This is a genomic window from uncultured Bacteroides sp., from assembly GCF_958445495.1.
In the GTDB taxonomy this organism is placed as follows: Bacteria; Bacteroidota; Bacteroidia; order Bacteroidales; family Bacteroidaceae; genus Bacteroides.
Genome location: NZ_CAUCSQ010000011.1, coordinates 74,104 through 93,707 on the forward strand (window position 1 = coordinate 74,104; position 19,604 = coordinate 93,707).

Here is a 19,604-nt window from a genome sequence, read left to right on the forward strand (position 1 = left end):
TTAAAAATTTATATTGACACCGAAAGTAAATTCTGTTGTACGTGGATAATAGCTTAAACTTTCCATGCCGGGTTCCAGTCCGGAAAGGGCTACTTCAGGATCGACACCGGAATAACCGGTGATGCAAAATACATTCTGCGCTGTGAGGGATAATCTCAGTCTCTTAATCATTTTAGATGTGAAATCCCAAGTATATCCGAAGGTGATATTATCCATTTTTAAATAAGAGGCATCCTCTACATATTTGGAGGAATATTTATAGGTCGTACTTGTGAAGTTTGTCTTTGACAACCAGTTGGATGAGATATTTCTGAGTCCAATACTACTTAGGTTCTCATATTCCATGGCATAGTTGTTTAGTATTTCTCCACCGATAGAGGCGCGGAGCGAAAAACTTAAGTCAAACTTCTTATATCTGAATGTATTGCTCCAGCTAAGAGTGGCATTAGGATAGGCGCAACCGATTTTCTCCCACTGTTCTTCCGGTACGGAACCATCAGCGTTCTGTCCTAACAATACATCTTTCCCGTCTGTGTCAGTTCCCAGCCAAATGGGGCCATAGAAAGTTCCTAATGACTGTCCTTCTATTAAACGTTGGGTGTAGCAGGCTGCGCTGGTAGACCATCCCACTTTGTATGTTCCGTTAGTGAATTCATCATTGGTGAATTTTACTAATTTATTTTTATTGTGTGAAATGGTAAGTGAGGTGTTCCATGTAAAGTCTCTGGTGTTGAACGGTGTGCCGGATATCGTCAATTCAACTCCTTCATTTGTTACTTTCCCAACGTTTGTAAACAGGGTATTATATACATAGGGAGGAGTCGGCACGATGTAGTCATATAACAAGTTAGAAGTAGTCCGTTTGTAATAATCGAAAGTGAATGAGAGCCGGTTATTAAACATTGTCATATCAACACCAACGTTGAACTCTGCTTTTTTCTCCCATTTCAAATCCGGATTGGCATTACTTGCAGGCTGATAGGTGTTTATCCATTGGCCATTGTAATAGAATTTGCCGGCTGTAGTCATCATCATCAAAGATTTGTAATTTGAGAAATCCTGGTTACCGGTCACTCCGTATCCGGCTCTTAGTTTCAAATCATCAATCCATTTGACATCTGAGAGGAACTTTTCCTTATTTATACGCCAACCGATACTGACTGCCGGGAACCATCCCCATTTATTATTGTCACCGAAGCGGCTGGAACCGTCACGGCGTAAAGAAGCGGATAAAAGATATTTGTCATCGTAGTTATACATGAAACGTCCGAAGAATCCGATGTATGTATTGTCCTCTTTATTAGATGACATGCTGGCTTTGCCTTCCGTAAGATTAGTTCCTGTTCCGATATTGTGAGTCTGGTTGTCATCGAAGTCGAAACCGGAATTAGTCATGGAGGCAGATGTGTTGTAGGTATATTGATACGTGTATCCGAGTAATGCCTGGATAGAGTGTTTTCCGAAGTTGTTTGCGTAGTTTAAGGTAGATTCATATTGCGTATCATTTTCCTGGTAATTTTCAATATAAGCTTGTCCGTTCGTTCCTATCAAGCTTGGATAATAATGTGTGTAGTATTCGCGTGTCTCATATTGTTCTTTATTATATGAAATGAAATTCTCCCATTTCAATCCTTTTATTGGTAATATGTTCAGAGTCGCACGGATATTTGCACCGTAATTATCATTCTTGCTTTCCATACTCCTTTCGTTTATAATCGCTACCGGATTGTAGTATTCCATTGCTTTAATACGGCTATAGCCTCCGGCCTCCGGATCACTGTCATCGTAAACTGGCTCTGTCGGATTATGTGTAAATGCTTGCATGAAGGCACTTGTAGAGGAAGGGCTGTATTTGCGATGAATAATATTAAGGTTATAATCCAAATCTATCCATTTATCTAATAATGATTGACGAATATTGGTACGTGCCATTAGCTTTTCGGAACTATTATGCTTTTGCAATCCTTCGCTCTTTTCATAATTGAAAGAGGTGTGGTGTGAAAATTTCTCGGATCCTCCGGATATAGACAAATTATGTTTATGGCTGAACGGAGTTTGCGTAATTTCTTTGAACCAATCGGTATCACTATCAAAAATATAACTTTCCAGTTCGGGACGATATTCCTTGATGACAGACTTATATTCACTTGCCGATAGAGGTTCTGCCCTACGTGAAACTACCCCTACTGTAAATTGTCCGTCATAGGAAACTTCTGTTTTACCGCTTCTTGCACGTTTTGTTGTGACAATGATGACTCCATTCGTACCTCTTGTTCCGTAAATGGCGGCTGCCGAACCATCTTTTAGAACGTCAATCGATTCTACTTCTTGGAAATTGATATTTCTGATATCTGCACCTGCCACTCCATCAATAATGATTAACGGACCTTGACCTGCGGAAAGTGTGTTTGTTCCGCGAAGCAGTACCTCATATTGGGCTGTCGGATCAGCACCATTCGGATTGATAATTTGTAATCCTGCTACTTTCCCTTGCAACATTCCCATCGCATTGGTGAATGTTCCGGGATTGAGTTTATCTTTTTTCATACTGGTGACCGAGCCTGTAAGTTCTTTCTTAGTGGTAGACCCGTAGCCGATTACTACTACGTCGTTAAGTATTTTAGAGTCTTCGTACAGGTGTATGACTAGCTGTGCCTGGTTTCCTACTTGTTGTTCGATGGTTGCATAACCTACATAAGATATGACCAATACGTCAGAAGGATTGGCTTTTACATTGAAAGTCCCGTCAACTCCTGTAATAGAACCGTTTGTCGTACCTTTGATAAGGACGCTGGCACCGATAATAGGGGTATTTGCTTCGTCGAGGACTGTACCTCTTATTACCTTTTGGGCAATAGCATCATTGCTCATCAAAGAAAATACTATTAACAACATACTTGTCAATAGACCGTGGATTGAACATTGTTTTATCATAATAACAGAATTAAGGATGATTATTGTATTTCTTTTCTCAAAGGTATAGATACTTGTGCTCCCATTCTGGTAACAGAAATAGAAGAGGCTTTACTTGCAAATATAATTGCATCTTTTAGATTCTTGCCTTCAGACAGAGCTACGCACAGTCCACCGCAGAATGTATCTCCGGCAGCGGTCGTGTCTACTGCTTCTACTTTGAAGGCTGGAATGTGGATAAACTCATTGTTTTCATAAGCGAGAGCTCCTTTGGCTCCCATCGTAATAATAACAGTTTTTATGCCTTTCGAACTAATATAACGAATCGCTTCTTTTGCCGATTCATCATCTGTAATGTGCATTCCCGAGATGATTTCAGCCTCTGTGACATTAGGAATAAGAATGTCGACATTGGCTAATAAATCGTCAGGCAGTTGTTGGGTAGGGGCAGGGGCGGGATTTAATATAACGGTAATTCCATCTTTTTTCGCCATTTTGGCTGCATAAGTGACACTCTCGATTGGAGTTTCCAACTGCATGATGACGATGGATGCCTGTTTGATGGCAGGTTCTGCATGCTGTATGTCATCAGTAGATAAAGTCCCGTTGGCTCCGGAAGCAACAACAATACAGTTTTCCCCTTTTTTGTCGACATTGATAAGAGCTACTCCTGACGGTTCCTGCGGGGTAATTCCTACATAAGTAGTGTCGATCTTTTCTTTGTGAAACATTTCCAAGGTTTCATTTCCAAAAATGTCATTCCCTATTTTACATATGAAAGTGACATCTCCTCCTAGTCTTGCAGCAGCTACGGCTTGGTTAGCTCCTTTGCCGCCATGATTCATTAAGAAGTTTCCTCCCAGAATTGTTTCTCCTGGTTTTGGTAGACGGTCTGATTTGATAACCATATCCGTATTACTGCTACCTATCACTACGATTTTCTTCTTTGTGTCCATATAATGAGTATTAAGTATTAAGGCGAATTGAATCATAAATGATGCGCAATCGTTTGTGCAAATATAGAAATTTTTTTCAAAACAAAATATTTTTCTTGCTTTTTTCTCAAATAAAATGTTATTTTTGCAAAAAACAGCCAGTAATGAAGAAAACTCTGATTGATGTATCAAAGAAAACTGGGTATTCTATCTCTACGATTTCCAGAGTCTTAAATGGAAAGTCGGAGAAATATAGAATAAGCCAGTCTGCTAAGGAGGTTATTCTGCAATCCGTTAAAGAATTGGGCTATCAGCCTGATATAGTTGCACAAAGTTTGCGCAATAATACGACACATACTATCGGGCTTCTCGTACCGCATATAGATAATCCTTTTTTTGCCAATATAGCAAGCGTTGTCATTCGTGAAGCGCAACATTATAATTATACAGTTATGCTTATCGATACCTTGGAAAATCCTATTCAGGAAAATAAGGCTATCGATTCGCTTCTATCACGCAAGATAGACGGAATTATTCTGGTTCCAACCGGGGAGAATCCTTTCAAATTGGAAGAAATTAGTGTTAAAACTCCGATTGTTCTGATTGATCGCTATTTTGAGAAACATAATTTGCCATATGTGGCTACTGATAATTATGTAGGGGCTTATCAGGCAACAAAACTATTATTGGAATCCGGTCATAATAAAATCTTATGTATTCAAGGACCTGATATATCAATTACTACCAAAGAACGGGTACGCGGTTATTTAGATGCGCTTCGCGAGGCGGGATATTCGGAAGATGCAATGGTGAAAGGGAATGAGTTTTCTACCCAAAATGGATATATCGAGACTAAGTTGGCATTGAATTCCATAACTAAACCTACTGCCATTTTTGCGTTGAGTAGTACAATTCTTTTAGGAGCGGTGAAAGCGTTGAATGAGCATAAAGTGAAAATACCGCAGGATATGTCGATTATTTCCTTTGATGATAATTTGTATTTGGATTATTTGAATCCACCTATTACTCGAATTGCCCAACCATTGGAAAATATTGGCATTATTGCTGTGAAGATGTTGATGCAAAAGATTCTGGAAGAAACAGAACTTCATTCGGAGATTCTATTAAAACCGAGTATAATAAAACGGGATTCTATTAAAGTTGTAGGTGGAAGAGAATAGTTTTTGGAATGAAAAGACGGTGTGATATTGTTGCTTTAACCGTTGATAGACAAAAAATATTGATGTTGTCGGAAATGGTATATTACTATCATTTCTTTCTTCCTTCACTTATTAGGTATGGTAAAATTTCTGTACCGAATAACTCTAATTGAGGGAATACTGGCTATTCTTGTTTTGTCATTGTATATGTGTCTGTAGTGTTTTCTAAAACTGTAGGGTGAGAGAGTTTTATGGATTAAGAAAGGTATAGGTTAGGAGTTATTATTTTTAGGGAGAAATTTAATATCTTCTATTGAATATTTAAAGTTTCATTCTCTATGGAAAATAATATTCTTTTTGAATGGTTTTTTATGAGAAAAGCTATACCTTTCGAGACATTTTTAATACGAATTGAAATGTTGGATTTGAAACAACTTACAGCCGATGTCCGCCGTATTGCAGTTGAGGCCGGGCATTTCTTGAAAGAGGAACGAAGGGAATTTCATCGTGAATGTGTTGTAGAGAAACATGCACATGATTATGTTTCTTATGTGGATAAAGAATCAGAGGTACGAGTGGTGAAAGCTCTTTCAACTTTATTACCCGAAGCCGGGTTTATCACGGAAGAAGGCTCTGCCATTTATCGGGACGAACCTTATTATTGGGTAATTGACCCTTTGGATGGAACAACGAATTATATTCATGATGAGGCTCCTTATTGTGTATGTATTGCTTTGCGCAGTCGTACCGAACTTCTTTTGGGCGTTGTTTATGAGGTCTGCCGGGATGAATGTTTTTATGCTTGGAAAGGTGGTGGAGCATTTATGAATGGCGAAGAAATTCATGTTTCGGGTGTCCGGGATGTGAAAGATGCATTTGTCATCACCGAGTTGCCTTATAACCATTTGCAATATAAACGGACTGCTCTTCATTTGATAGAACGATTATATGGGGTGGTAGGAGGTATCCGTATGAACGGCTCTGCCGCCGCTGCGATTTGTTATGTGGCTATTGGGCGTTTTGATGCGTGGGCGGAGGCCTTCCTTGGAAAATGGGATTATTCGGCTGCCGCTTTGATAGTTCAGGAAGCAGGTGGACAGGTTACAAATTTTTATGGTGAGGATTATTTTATTGAGGGACATCACATTATAGCCACGAATGGTTTCTTGCATCCTTTACTTCAAGAAATATTGGCGGAAGTTCCTCCGTTGGGTATGTAGGATGATTGCTTTGTTGCGCTTTCCCCACTAATATCCTGGTAGCATGAAATATATATTTCTTATTATAAAAGAGTGGCTGGGTTCATTCTTGTCTTTATTGTTTCCCCGTTGCTGTGTTGTTTGCGGCAGGGTATTGGTGAGAGGAGAGGAATGTATTTGTACAATGTGCAATATGGATTTGCCGCGTACGAATTACCATCTTCGAAAGGACAATCCTGTAGAACTGCTTTTCTGGGGACAGATTCCTTTGGAACGTGCTACTTCTTTTTTCTTCTATCATAGGGAAGGCAATTTCCGGCGGATTCTTTATCAACTTAAATATGAGGGGCAGAAAGAAATCGGTACTATTATGGGAAGATATATGGCAGCAGAGTTGTCGCGAACCGGTTTTTTTGAGGGTATTGATGTGGTATTGCCCATACCGTTGCATAAAAAGAAGTATAAAATTCGCGGCTATAATCAGAGTGAATGGATAGCACGGGGAATCACTGCTGTAACAGGAATCCCCATAGATACAGAATCCATATTGCGTAAGAAAAATACGGAAACGCAAACACACAAATCCATACTTGAACGTCGGGATAATGTGGAAGGTATCTTTGAACTTCAACGTCCCGAAGCACTTGTCGGGAAACACATACTGATCGTTGACGATGTGTTGACCACCGGTTCTACTACGCTGGTATGTGCTTCTTGTCTGGTGAAAGTGGAGGGAATACGGATTAGTATATTGACGTTGGCAACGGTGGAATAATCTTCTTTTCGTCAGAGAATATATTTAAATTCCATTCATCTCTCCATTTTATATTTATACTATTAGTTTGGATTTTAATGGGTAGCCATATATAAAGTCCTTCAATTGGCATTTCCGGTTTCCATATATCGAACATGGCAATATAGGAATTTTTCTTTCCTTGTACAGGAATAATAAAGGATGATTGTCCCCCAAAAGTTTTTTCGGGGCCAAGTCCATTATATGGATTGACGCCATGACAGGGATTTGATTTTTCCGTATAGTCACCCGTTATTGATTTTGATGTGAATATGCGCGCGGCATTGGGCTTCCAACCGCTAGAGCCTGATCCCAGCAAATAGTAGGTACCTTTATGCTTGAAGATGGCAGGTGCTTCTGTTTCGTTAGTGATTCCCGTGACTACCTTGTACTTTCCCTGTGGGTAAGTATATTCCTTATTTAATTCACCTGCCACAAAAGCTTTATCAGGCTTGCGTACCGTGAAATGATATACTTTGCCATCATCATCTTTGTAGATACAAAAATCTCCTGAACCGTATGGAGAATCTGCTCCTAAAAACTTGTGACTGTATGTAAAGGGGCCTGTAGGAGAAATTGCCGCAGCGACTCCTAGATAACCGTATTTATAATCCTGTCCTTTGGGATAGAGTTTGAAATACATCATATATCTAGAAGTCGCCCTGTTGTATATTACTTTAGGGCGTTCGAGAATACAGCCGTCAGCAATATCACTTTTTTCATTTTTATAGTCAACGGATAATACTATTCCTTTGTCTTCCCAATGATACAAATCAGTGGATGAATAACAATGTACACCACCATCTGCTTTTTCTTTCTCAGATTTATTGGGCAGTTTGTGCTCACCATACCAATAATAGATGCCATCTACATATATAATACCACCGCCGTGTGCATTAATAGTTTTTCCATTGTTATCGACCCACACTGTTCCGGGTTTGAAGCTTTTCTTTTTCTTGTTCTGTGCCTGTATAGTATTGGAGATGACACAAATGCTCATCAGTGTGATAAGAAAATAGTAGCTTCTCATAATTCTCAATCTTTAGATATTGTTGGTTTGGACTTTCTTGTCATTAGTAATCCGAGCAGAGCAAAAACGACGCCAGTTGTGATGATAAGTTTTTGTCCGTTATCTGCCATACCACCCAATATCGCAATGCCAGCTCCGGAAGCGAAGATGCCATAACCGATTACCCGTTTGCTGAAATTATTGCCCGCTTTCTCTGCCGATTCATTTTCTTCGATTTCTTTCAATTTCCGGGCATTGTTTTCTTTATTCCATATTAAGTAAGATTGATACTTTTCCGATTCCTTGTTCTTTGCTTTATAATATATCTCAAAAATGGCCAGGCATAGGATTGGGAAAGTAACTCCAAGAATCATTTCCTCGGCACGATTGAGGGAGAAACCCATTAGTGGAGTGATGAATTTGAATAAACCATTGATAGCCAAGCTTAATAAAGTAGTCGTGATGTTAGAAGTCGCAGTCTGTCTTTTAGAGAATAGTGTCCAAATGATAGGCAGATATAAAGGAACGCCTGTCAATGCCGCCAAGCTGATAACAACGTTTACAACTCCCCCCATTTTAGGAATAAGCATGGCTATCAATATGCTGAATACTCCGAAGAGAATAGTCGAGATTCTTGCGACGTACATAAGGGTACGGTCGGAACTTTTTGGCCTTAGGTTTTTGAATATATCATTGGTGATGACTCCTGAAGCAATATTCAGCTTTGAATTCAGTGCACTGGTCGTTGCGAAAATCATGCCACCGATCATTAAGCCCAAAAGCCCGTTAGGAAGTACTTCCTTGCACATCATCAGATATGCGCCTTCTGCATCAAGTAATGAGAGCGAAGGGTCATATACTCTGTAAACCATTGGTGGAAGCATCCATAGAACTGGACTGATTATGTATAGGGCTCCAAACAAATAACCTACTTTTTGGGAATCTTTTTGTGTTTTGACGCAGGTATATCGCTGCACATATGCCCAGTTTCCACCCAGGAATATAGTATTATAGATTCCAAAAGCTACCAGGAAGCCAAAAGTATATTCATCGTTCAGAAGATTATAGAATGTGTCGGGTACTTGCTCAATTAGTGCGGTAACTCCGTTAATTTTATCGAAAGATAAAGGAACTACGATGATAACCGCTGCTGTCAGAATAACGAATTGAAGTACGTCTGTGGAAATTACTGCCCATAATCCGCCTGCAGACACATACAAAATGCATAACCCTCCTAATAATAAAATGCAAGTATTTAAAGGCAGCCCGGTGGAAACCTCTAATATTTTGGCTACTGGATACAGGAAAGATGCTGTAAGAAACACAGAGATAAATAAGAACAGGTAGGTATATGTCTTCTGTGTGGACTTGCCTAATCTCTTATGTATGTATTCTGCTGCTGTGAGTGCTCCTGTTTTATGCCATTTGGGCGCGATGAGTAATCCTACAATGAAACCGGCGATCGCCATTGTCCATTGGATAGTGATTGAAACCCAGCCCATAGAATAAGCGATAGAACCCCATACGACGAATGTGCCAGCAGAGAAAAATCCCATGAACAGTGAGAGGCCGCTCATGTACCACGGCATGGTTCCGTTTGCGGCAAAGAAAGATTGCATACTTTTACCTTTTTGGGAGAAAGCCAATCCGACTAAAACAACTCCAAGGGAAAATAGTACGATAGTAATGATGTCGAGAGTAGTCATATCAAATGATTTAGTTAACAAAACAGGTTTGAAAAACATCTAAGTTGACAGCAAATATATTTTTGATTCTACAGATAAACAAACAATTCGGAATATAAATCATCGGGAACGTTTGCGGTAACGTTCCCGAAATTAAACTCTTGGAGTTTTAACATTCCAATTGCCGGAATTTGATTATATTCGGGAAATTTTTTAGAGTGAGTGACAGTCTATGAGTAAACCAAGAGTGACTATCAAGGATTTAGCCAAGGAACTGAAGATTTCGACTTCTACTGTTTCCAGAGCTTTATGTGATAAATGGGATGTTAATCCAGAAACACGCAAAGCTGTTCTGGAGCTTGCAGAAAAATGGAATTATAAGCCGAATCCGATTTCTTTGAGTCTGAAACAAAGCCAGTCCATGTTTATCGGAGTGATTGTCCCTGAATTTGTCAATTCTTTCTTTTCTGAAGTAATTATGGGTATTCAGAGTGTGCTGAATCCTGAAGGATATCATGTGCTGATAATGCAATCTAATGAATCGCATGAGAATGAATTGCGGAATATGAAGGCGTTGGAAGCGCAGATGGTGGATGGTTTTCTGATTTCGGTTACCCAGGAATCGGAAAATACCAGTTACTTTTCTGACTTGATTTGGAATAATTTTCCTGTGGTTTTCTTCAATCGGATTTGTGCAGAGTTGAGTGCTCCCCATGTAGTTATTGATGATTATAAGTGGGCTTTTGCTGCAGTTGAACATTTGATACAGCAAGGGTGTAGGCGGATTGTTCATTTGGCAGGTTCTGAAGATTTGCTTATCGCGCAGAAACGCAAAAATGGATATATGGATGCCTTGCGAAAGTATGGCTTGCTGGTTGAAGAGTCTTTGATTATCGACTGCGGAATAATGATGGAGAAAGGAATCATGGCGGCTCATCAGATTCTTGAAATGGAAAAAATGCCAGATGGAATTTTTGCAGTGAACGATCCGGTGGCGATAGGAGCGATGAAAACTCTTCAGAAAAACAAGATTAGAATTCCGGAGGATATAGCAGTAGTTGGTTTTTCCGAATCTAAGGAAGCATTTATTGTGGAACCTAATCTGACTAGTGTGGAACAACCTACTTTTGAAATGGGGCGGAATGCTGCACAATTATTATTGGATCAAATCAAGCATAATGTCAATAATGAGGATAAAATGCTGTCGAAGTCGATTATTCTGGATGCAAAATTAAATATCAGGGAATCTTCTCTTAGAAGGACGAGTTGAAACCTCGTTTTTTCAGATCGAATTATTTGCGGGACATAGCCTTTTTATATTAAAGAGGTATGTCCCGTTTTTCTTTTTCTTGTTTCTGAAAATAAATAAAAATACACTTTCCTTTGTTTATGGGCTTTCTAGTGAGTTCTGAAAGAGTGATTATGTTTTTTTCTTTAAATTTATTTGGAGTTTAATAAATAATCGCTATGTTTGCAAAATCTATCAGACCAGAATAGACCAGTTATTAAGATTGAAAACTTAGATATACCATTTAAATTGTTAACGAGAAATTAAGTATTGCACCATGAAGAACGCAGTTATTTCAAAAGCGAAGTGGTACATTAGATGCTGTAGTCTTGTGTATTTATCTATTTCCTTTTCTTCTGTAGTACATTCAGCAGAAGATGTTTCAAAAATGAACAGTGTAGCGATTGCTCAACAGGCAAAAACGCGAACAGTAGTTGGCTCGGTGATTGATTTTGAAACAGGAGAACCTATTATTGGGGCTTCTGTGGCGGTCATTGGGAAAAGTATTGGTACAATTAGTGATTTGGATGGAAACTTTTCTGTTCGAGTAGATGGGGATAACGTAAAATTAGAGGTTTCTTTTATTGGGTATAAAAAGCAGACAGTTACGGTTGGAGAGAATGCGAAAAAACTAACAGTTCGTTTACAAGCTGTTTCTGAGTTGTTGGATGAGGTGGTGGTAGTCGGTTACGGTAGTACCAAACGCAAAGATTTGACAGGAGCAATTTCTAAACCGAATATACAAGATATGCAAAAGGCACCGGTTTCTAATTTTGAAGAGACTCTTGCAGGACGTGTTGCCGGTGTACAGGTTGTTTCGTCAGATGGACAGCCTGGTAGTGATTTGCAGATTGTCATTCGTGGAAATAACTCAGTGACTCAGGATAACTCTCCGCTGTATGTAGTAGACGGTTTCCCGTTGGAATCTTCTGTCGGTAATACACTCAACCCTGAAGAAATAGAGTCTATGGAAGTGCTGAAGGATGCTTCTGCTACGGCTATTTATGGAGCCAGAGGTGCCAATGGTGTTATTTTGATAACAACAAAGAAAGGTAAGATCAGCGCTCCCGTAGTAACGTATAATGGTTGGGTGGGAGTACAGCAGATTATTAAGACACAGGATGTTTTGAGCCCTTATGAATTTGTACGCTATCAATTGGAACAGGATTATAATGTTTATAGTAAAGTTTATTTGAATGATGAACGGACATTGGACTATTATAAAGATGTAAAGGGAGTGGACTGGCAGGACTTAGTGTTTAGAGATGCGTTGGTGCATAACCACAATATTGCAGTAAGAGGTGGTAATGAGAAAACGAGATATGCTATATCCGGTTCCTTAATGGATCAGAAAGGTATTGTCCTCAATAGTGGCTACAAGAAATACCAGGGACGAATTGTACTCGATCAGATTGTGAACAAAAAGTTAAAGGTAGGTATAAATGCTAACTATACTTATACCAAGAAATATGGTACGGTGGTTGCCGAGTCACAAAGCAGCCCAACAGCGAGTTTGATGTATAGTGTATGGGGGTATCGTCCGGTGTCGGGAGTTGATGGCGATGACTTGTTGAATGATTTGTTTGATACGACTACTGATCCGTCAAGAGATTATCGTATCAATCCTCTAATGGCAGTTGAAAATGAATATAATCCGTTGCATACTTATAATTTTATCGGGAATGCTTATTTTGAATATAAGATATTAGACAACCTAACTCTTAGGGTTACAGGCGGGTATAATAAGATTAATCAGAGAAGGGAAGTATTTTACAATTCAAAATCCCGTGGTGGTCATCCCTATACGAATAATAAAGTAAATGGGTGGATTACCAATATTGAAAGGACAAACTTTTTGAATGAAAATACGCTAACTTATAATGTGAAACTTAAAAAAGGACATGCTTTGAAATTATTGGGTGGTTTCACCATACAAGATGCGAATATGTTCTCTAGTGAGATTAAAGCGATCAATGTGCCTAATGAATCACTAGGTATTGCAGGACTAGATGAAGGAGAAATAACCTCCGCACCTATTGTGGATTCTTCCAATGGGCTTGTGTCATACTTAGGGCGTGTAGATTATAATTATAAATCCAGATATTTGTTAACTGCTTCTTTCCGTGCTGACGGATCTTCTAAATTTGCAAAAGAAAACCGTTGGGCATATTTTCCATCGGCTTCTGTGGCTTGGGGGTTCGGAGAGGAAAAATTTATGAAAAATTTCAAGTGGCTAAGCAATGGCAAATTGAGAGTCGGTATAGGTTCGACAGGTAATAACCGGGTAACTGATTATGCAGCTTTGACTTCCTTGATGATTACTCCGGATTCTGGATATAGTACTGGTAATATTCCGGGTAAGGGAGTTGTACCGAAGACTTTGGGTAACCCGACTCTTAAATGGGAGACAACTGTTCAGACGAATGTAGGATTGGATTTATCTTTCTTAAATAGTCGGATCTCTTTAACTGCCGATTATTATTATAAAGAAACGAAGGACTTGTTGTTGAATGCAACTTTAGCTCCGAGTATGGGTTTCCTGAGTGCATATAAGAATGTGGGGAGAGTGTCGAATTCTGGGATTGAACTGACTCTTGATACAAGAAATATGCAGACTAAAAATTTTTCATGGACTTCCAGTTTCAATATTTCATTTAACCGTAATAAAGTATTAGCATTGAATGATGACGAACCGAGTTTGGCAACTCGAGTTACTTGGGGAAATTTTAATAATGCATATCCTTATATTGCTATTCCGGGACATCCTATTGCTATGTTTTATGGATATATATTTGACGGTGTTTATCAGTATACGGATTTTGATGAAGCAGGTGGTAAATATACATTGAAAGCAGGAGTTCCCAACAATGGCAACGCTCGTGAAAGTATTCAGCCAGGCGACATTAAATTCAGGGATATAAATCATGACGGAATAGTGGATAACTATGATTTGACGATTATCGGTAACCCGAATCCAAAACATATCGGTGGATTTAATAATAATTTCCAATACAAGAATTTCGATATGAATATTTTCTTCCAATGGAGTTATGGAGGGGATGTACTGAATGCTAACCGTATCGAGTTTGAAGGTGGAGAGCCTACTGCACGTACCTCGCTCAATATGTTTGCTTCTTTTGCAGACAGATGGACACCGGAGAACCAGACGAATAGTTTGTATAGGGTAGGAGGACAGGGACCTGCGGTTTATTCATCGCGTACTATTGAGGACGGTTCGTTCCTACGGCTGAAAACAATTGCATTGGGATATAGGCTTCCGAGTTCATGGTTGAAGAAGATCAATGTAAAATCATTGAGAGTATATGCTTCTGCACAAAATTTGATAACATGGACCAAATATTCTGGACTCGATCCGGAGGTGTCTACTCGTCCAAGTGCGTTGACGCCTTCTTTTGATTGGTCTCCGTATCCAAGGCCAAGGACTCTGACTTTGGGTGTTGATATTTCATTTTAAACCTTTTATATTCAATTATATATGAAACGCTATATTAATATATTACTGATGGCAATATGCTTGTTGGCAACTTCATGCTCCAGTATATTGGATAAAGAACCGGATTTTGTTTCTCCTGATTATTATTATAATACGGAAGAAGAATTGACCCAGGCGTTGAACGGTGTATATAACCGCTTGATTGATACGAATGGTAGGATGTACAGTAAAGCTCTTTTTAGTTACTTCTCTCTTAGTGACGAATCATTCTACAAGAATATCAGTATCAATAATATTCGTGTAATGGTGATGGATGCTGCCGACTTGGATATTGGGCGTTTTTGGGAAGTGTTGTATGAAGGTGTGAATAGGGCCAACTATTTATTGAAAAACCTTGAAAATAAGGAGCTTGATACGGATACTAAAAAAGCGATAAAAGGGGAGGCTTTATTTCTGCGAGGATATTATTATTTCATTTTGACTTCATTTTTTGGTGAAGTACCTTTGAAATTGACTCCGACTGAATCACCGAATGACAAATATTTGGCTAAGTCTCCACTGGCGGATATTTATGCTCAGATTGTGCAGGATATGAAGGATGCGGAAGGATTAGTACTGGATATTGATGCATTCAGTCATAATGAACGAATCTCAAAGACGGGTGTCCAGGCCATTTTGGCAAGGGTATTTCTTAAGATGGCAGGTGAACCGCTGAAAGATGAGACACGCTATGAAGATGCACTGGAATATGCTAATAAGGTAATTGCTTCTACAAAACATGGATTGAATGAAGATTATTCCCAAATATTTATAAATCATTCGAAAGACATTAACGAAAGTAAGGAGTGCATTTGGGAAATAGGTATGTATGGAAATAAGATCGGTACTGTTGACCAAGCTGGTTCTGTTGGAATTGAAAACGGTATTTTATGTCGTGACCAAGAATTGGGGTATTCCGGTGGTGCTATCCAGATTACAGCCAAACTTTATAATGCATTTGATCCGAAAGATTTACGTAGAGACTGGTGTATAGCTCCTTATTATTATGAAGTAAACGCATCAACAGGCAAGACTGAAAAGAAGGTATTTACAAGTGCTCAAATCTATAACCGAAATCCAGGAAAATGGAGAAGAGAATATGAAACAGGTAAGAAGGCTCAGTATTATAACTCGACGAATTTTCCTATTATCCGTTATAGTGATGTTTTGTTGATGAAGGCGGAAGCAGAGAATGCAGTTAATGGCGGACCCAATGATGATGCTTATGATGCAATCAACCAGGTGAGAAGAAGAGCTTATGGAAGACCACTTCATACACCGGATGACGAATGTGACATATCTAAAGATAAAGATGAAGTGGAATTCTTGCAAATAATCCAGAACGAGAGATTTAGAGAGTTCTGTTTTGAGGGAATGCGTAAACTTGATTTGATTCGTTGGGGAATTTATGTCCAGACGATGAATACACATGGTGCTAATATGGCCTCTAGTGCAGGAAGTTTTGCTTATGGTGGCAATGCAGGTAAGAATACTACTTCTAGAAATGTGCTGTTTCCTATTCCGAATACAGAAATAACAGTAAATAAACTAATGACTCAGAATGAGGGTTGGTAATCGATTTTGCATATCTAAATAATAAATGATGAATATGAGAAATATTATATTATACAGTAGTTTGTTACTCATTGGATTTGCTTCATGCATGGATGATGATGCACCTAGTGCGGCACTGAACGTTTCACTGGATAAAGTGGAATATAGAGTGGGAGAAACTGTTACTTTTAAATTTGATGGTAATCCTGATAACATAGTATTCTATTCGGGAGAGAATGGGCATAATTATGCGATGAAGGATAGATTGTATGCTGATAATGATTTAATGGTAGATTTTGTATTATATACAGATCAGGTTACAGCCGTACATCCTAACTTTCAGGTTAAGGTGTCTAATGATTTTAATGGAATATATGATGTGGAGAATGTGAATGCTGCTACTTGGGTGGATATTTCGGATCAATATACGTTTCCTACTACGGTAAAACTGAATACATCCTCCGGTATTCAGAACTTGAAATCTTATGCTGGGGAGCGTGATGATGCGAAGCTGTACATTGCTTTTCGCTATTTTGACTTGGGGGAACCACAAACAAATAGATGGGTGGTGAGAAGTATTAATGTGGATAAGATCTCTCCTGAGGGAGTAAAAACGGGTTTGGCTGTAATGTCTACTGCTGGTTGGCGGGAAGTCAGCATATCCGGCGCACCGACTGTTTGGAGTATTTCGACTGCACAACTGTTGTCGGCAGGAAAGAAGGGGCAGGAAAATGATGATTGGGTGATAACAAAAGGATTTGATGTGAAAACTTCAGTACCTGATACGGGAGTAGCATTAAAGAATATTAGTACTAAGATGAACGAATATCAATATGTATATACAAAACCGGGTACATATAAAGCTGTATTTGCGACTTCTTCGGAATGGTATAGCGGCACTAAACGTTCGTTGACAGAAGTGATTGTTGAAGTAAAAGAATAACTGATAAAAATGAAAGGAATGCCAAAGAATTTCATTAACTATTTTTCTGTAGTCGTAGTTTTAAGCTTATCTATCGCTTTATCAGCCCAGGAATTGTCCGTTGTGCGATTGACTAATGAGCAACTTGAACTTGGATGGAAAAAGGGCGTTGGTGGATATACATTAGAAACGTTGAAAGTGAAGGGAACGAACGGTTGGGAGATAATGGAAATAGCTAAGTATCAGCATAATGTTTTATATGCTTCCTCAAAACCGAAAACGGCACCACAGGCATTATATGATAATACGGGAAAAGAGATTCTTTTCCCGGCTCCGCAATATCGTTATATTATACCTTCATGGCAACAGAACACAAATGCTGTTGCCATGAATAAAGCAGGAGAGAATATGGTTTTTTATCCTTCGGCAGTGAAACGTGTTTCTGATACAGAAATTTGTTTCCGATACGAAAATGAGACGATGCGGATTACGGAAAAATGGTGTATGGATTCTCTTTATCAGAATGATATAAAAGTTGATTTTATATTGCATTCCAAGAAGACAGGTTATTATTCTTTGGCAACCCCTTCGCTGGTTTCAATAGATAAATATAATTTCCAATGGGCTACCGTTCCCGGAATATTTCAGGGGAATGCTATAAATACAGACTTTGTACAAGCGTATGGCTATGGTCAGGGAATCCCCGACATACCGGTAGTGGCAAGAGAACGTACTGCTTCTACATTATCCTCACTGATAACGGATAGAAAAGGTGTGACTATTGCTGTAACAGCGGAACCTGGTACTGGCAGAGATCCTTGGCCGAAGGATAAAAAGATGCATGCGGAATGGCAACTCGGATTGTCGGTTATGAACCGGGAAGGGGAATTCTCGCCTACACTTTATCATCCTGTGTTGGGAGAGAAGAATTCATTGATGAATGTAGGGGACAGTCTTTCTTTCTCTTTCCGTTATACTATTCAGAAAGCAGATTGGTATGCTGTATTGAAACATACGATTAATGATATTTATCGTTTCACTGATTTTCTAAGGTTGAAACAGACAAAATATTCATTGACACAAAGACTTTATGATATGCACGCATATCTTACTAATGACAGCACTTCCAAATGGCATAACCTTGTATATAAGGGAGTAACAATTGGAGCACAAGACTATCTGGGTGGTGTGTATGATTCAGAAAAAGATGCCATGAAAAACTCCGATTATGGAGCTATGTGGATGTTGGCAAAGTTGACGGATGATCCTCGCTTGACACAGAAAAGACTGCCGAATGCGTTGAACTTTAAATTGATGCAACAACATGCGGAGGAAGATTTCCTTTATGGTTCCTCTGCCGGACAGTATTATTTGTATAAAAGTAAACGGTTTACCGAAGAGTGGGGACCTTATACGGAACCCATTGCAACCACTTATTATATGTTGATGGATATGGGTAATATTCTGCTTTTTGAACCGCAGCAGAAGGAATTAAAACAGCATGTCAAACTGGCTGCCGACCGTTTGTTGGAATGGATGAAGCCCAACGGACAATGGGAAGTAGCTTATGAGAATAAGACATTAAAGCCTACTTTTACTGATATTACAGATTTACGACCAACGTTTTATGGATTATTGATTGCTTACGAGATATTGAAAGATAAGAAATATCTGCAGGCAGCTATACAAGGAGCGGATTGGTATGTGGAGAACGCTGTAAAGAAAGGACATTTCCTAGGCGTTTGCGGTGATACCCGTTTTGTTCCGGATTTCGCCACAGCCCAAAGTGCACAAGCCTTATTGGAACTGTATAATGTGACGAAAAACGAAAAGTATAAGGAAGCTGCTATATCAACTGCTAAGATTTATACGGCATCGGTTTATACGCATCCTATACCGACGTCAGTAGTAAAACAAGTGAAAGGGATAGAACGAAAAGATTGGGAGATCAGTCAGGTGGGATTGAGTTTTGAGCATGGTGGAGTAGCTGGTTCTGCCAATCATCGTGGACCAATATTATTGGCTAGCCATGCCGGAATGTTCGTACGGATGTATAGGCTGACAAAAGATTCATTATTTTTGAATATGGCACGTGCGGCTGCCATAGGAAGAGATGCATTTGTGGATTTTAAAACGGGAGTCGCTTCCTATTATTGGGACTCGATGAATAATGGAGCCGGACCTTATCCACATCATGCTTGGTGGCAGGTGGGATGGATTACCGACTATTTATTGTCTGAAATATCTCTCCGTTCAAATGGCGGGATAACTTATCCGGGTGGATTCATTACTCCTAAGGTGGGCCCCCATCTAACTTATGGTTTTACGTCTGGTATGGTATTTGGTACGAAAGCCGATTTGATAATGCGTCCGGGATTATTTAAACTGGATAATCCTTATATAGAATATATGGCTGCTTTGAACGAGAAGGAGAAAACAGTTTTCCTTATCTTGCTGAATAATGATGATGAAAAGCAGACTTCTCTGATTGAAATGGATACGAAATGTTTGTTCTCTGGAAAGAAAATCCGGGTGAAGAACGTTGCTAGCTTGAATAATCAAGGTCATTCTACACTTGTAGATGGAGTGGAGAATTGGAATGTAACGATTGATGCATATGGCTTGACGGTTTTAAAGATTAAATATAAATAGG

The 19,604-nt window shown here is 39.1% G+C and carries 12 protein-coding genes; 8 read left to right on the top strand and 4 right to left on the bottom strand.

The features are described 5' to 3' along the window. Nucleotides 1-2,934: a SusC/RagA family TonB-linked outer membrane protein gene (locus Q5076_RS05845; protein WP_368389374.1), complete on the bottom strand. Its 2,934-nt coding sequence runs from the start codon at nucleotides 2,932-2,934 to the stop codon at nucleotides 1-3. A 20-nt stretch (nucleotides 2,935-2,954) separates the two neighbouring features. Continuing rightward, nucleotides 2,955-3,869: a ribokinase gene (rbsK, locus tag Q5076_RS05850; protein ID WP_004323848.1), complete on the bottom strand. Its 915-nt coding sequence runs from the start codon at nucleotides 3,867-3,869 to the stop codon at nucleotides 2,955-2,957. A gap of 143 nt (nucleotides 3,870-4,012) precedes the next feature. On the opposite strand from rbsK, the gene Q5076_RS05855 reads away from it, so the two are divergent. From Q5076_RS05855 to Q5076_RS05865, 3 genes are all read left to right on the top strand, one after another. Then, nucleotides 4,013-5,029: a LacI family DNA-binding transcriptional regulator gene (locus Q5076_RS05855; RefSeq protein WP_303011627.1), complete on the top strand. Its 1,017-nt coding sequence runs from the start codon at nucleotides 4,013-4,015 to the stop codon at nucleotides 5,027-5,029. A gap of 395 nt (nucleotides 5,030-5,424) precedes the next feature. Next, a complete protein-coding gene (locus Q5076_RS05860; protein WP_303011672.1) occupies nucleotides 5,425-6,228 on the top strand; it encodes an inositol monophosphatase family protein in 804 nt (267 codons plus the stop codon). Between the two features lie 43 nt (nucleotides 6,229-6,271). Then, entirely contained in the window at nucleotides 6,272-6,982 is a 711-nt protein-coding gene (locus Q5076_RS05865; RefSeq protein ID WP_303011629.1) for a ComF family protein, read from the top strand. Here the strand turns inward: Q5076_RS05865 and Q5076_RS05870 are convergent. Next, nucleotides 6,951-8,030, bottom strand: coding sequence for a family 43 glycosylhydrolase (locus Q5076_RS05870; protein ID WP_009000969.1), 1,080 nt, complete (start codon nucleotides 8,028-8,030; stop codon nucleotides 6,951-6,953). The two genes, Q5076_RS05865 and Q5076_RS05870, sit on opposite strands and share 32 nt — an antisense overlap. 5 nt (nucleotides 8,031-8,035) lie before the next feature. Then, a complete protein-coding gene (locus Q5076_RS05875; RefSeq protein ID WP_303011631.1) occupies nucleotides 8,036-9,715 on the bottom strand; it encodes a sodium:solute symporter family protein in 1,680 nt (559 codons plus the stop codon). A 211-nt stretch (nucleotides 9,716-9,926) separates the two neighbouring features. Here Q5076_RS05875 and Q5076_RS05880 point away from each other — a divergent pair, with 211 nt between their 5' ends. From Q5076_RS05880 to Q5076_RS05900, 5 genes are all read left to right on the top strand, one after another. Then, nucleotides 9,927-10,964 carry a LacI family DNA-binding transcriptional regulator gene (locus Q5076_RS05880; RefSeq protein WP_303011634.1) on the top strand — a complete coding sequence of 346 codons (1,038 nt, stop codon included), beginning with the start codon at nucleotides 9,927-9,929 and terminating at the stop codon, nucleotides 10,962-10,964. Between the two features lie 295 nt (nucleotides 10,965-11,259). After that, complete coding sequence (locus tag Q5076_RS05885; protein WP_303011637.1) at nucleotides 11,260-14,457, top strand: TonB-dependent receptor; 3,198 nt, start codon at nucleotides 11,260-11,262, stop codon at nucleotides 14,455-14,457. A 21-nt stretch (nucleotides 14,458-14,478) separates the two neighbouring features. Continuing rightward, nucleotides 14,479-16,050: a RagB/SusD family nutrient uptake outer membrane protein gene (locus Q5076_RS05890; protein WP_303011640.1), complete on the top strand. Its 1,572-nt coding sequence runs from the start codon at nucleotides 14,479-14,481 to the stop codon at nucleotides 16,048-16,050. A gap of 34 nt (nucleotides 16,051-16,084) precedes the next feature. Further along, nucleotides 16,085-16,972, top strand: a complete 888-nt coding sequence (locus Q5076_RS05895) for a DUF5017 domain-containing protein (protein ID WP_303011642.1) — start codon at nucleotides 16,085-16,087, stop codon at nucleotides 16,970-16,972. Between the two features lie 18 nt (nucleotides 16,973-16,990). Next, entirely contained in the window at nucleotides 16,991-19,603 is a 2,613-nt protein-coding gene (locus Q5076_RS05900; RefSeq protein WP_303011644.1) for a glycerophosphoryl diester phosphodiesterase, read from the top strand. Nucleotide 19,604: the final 1 nt, after the last annotated feature.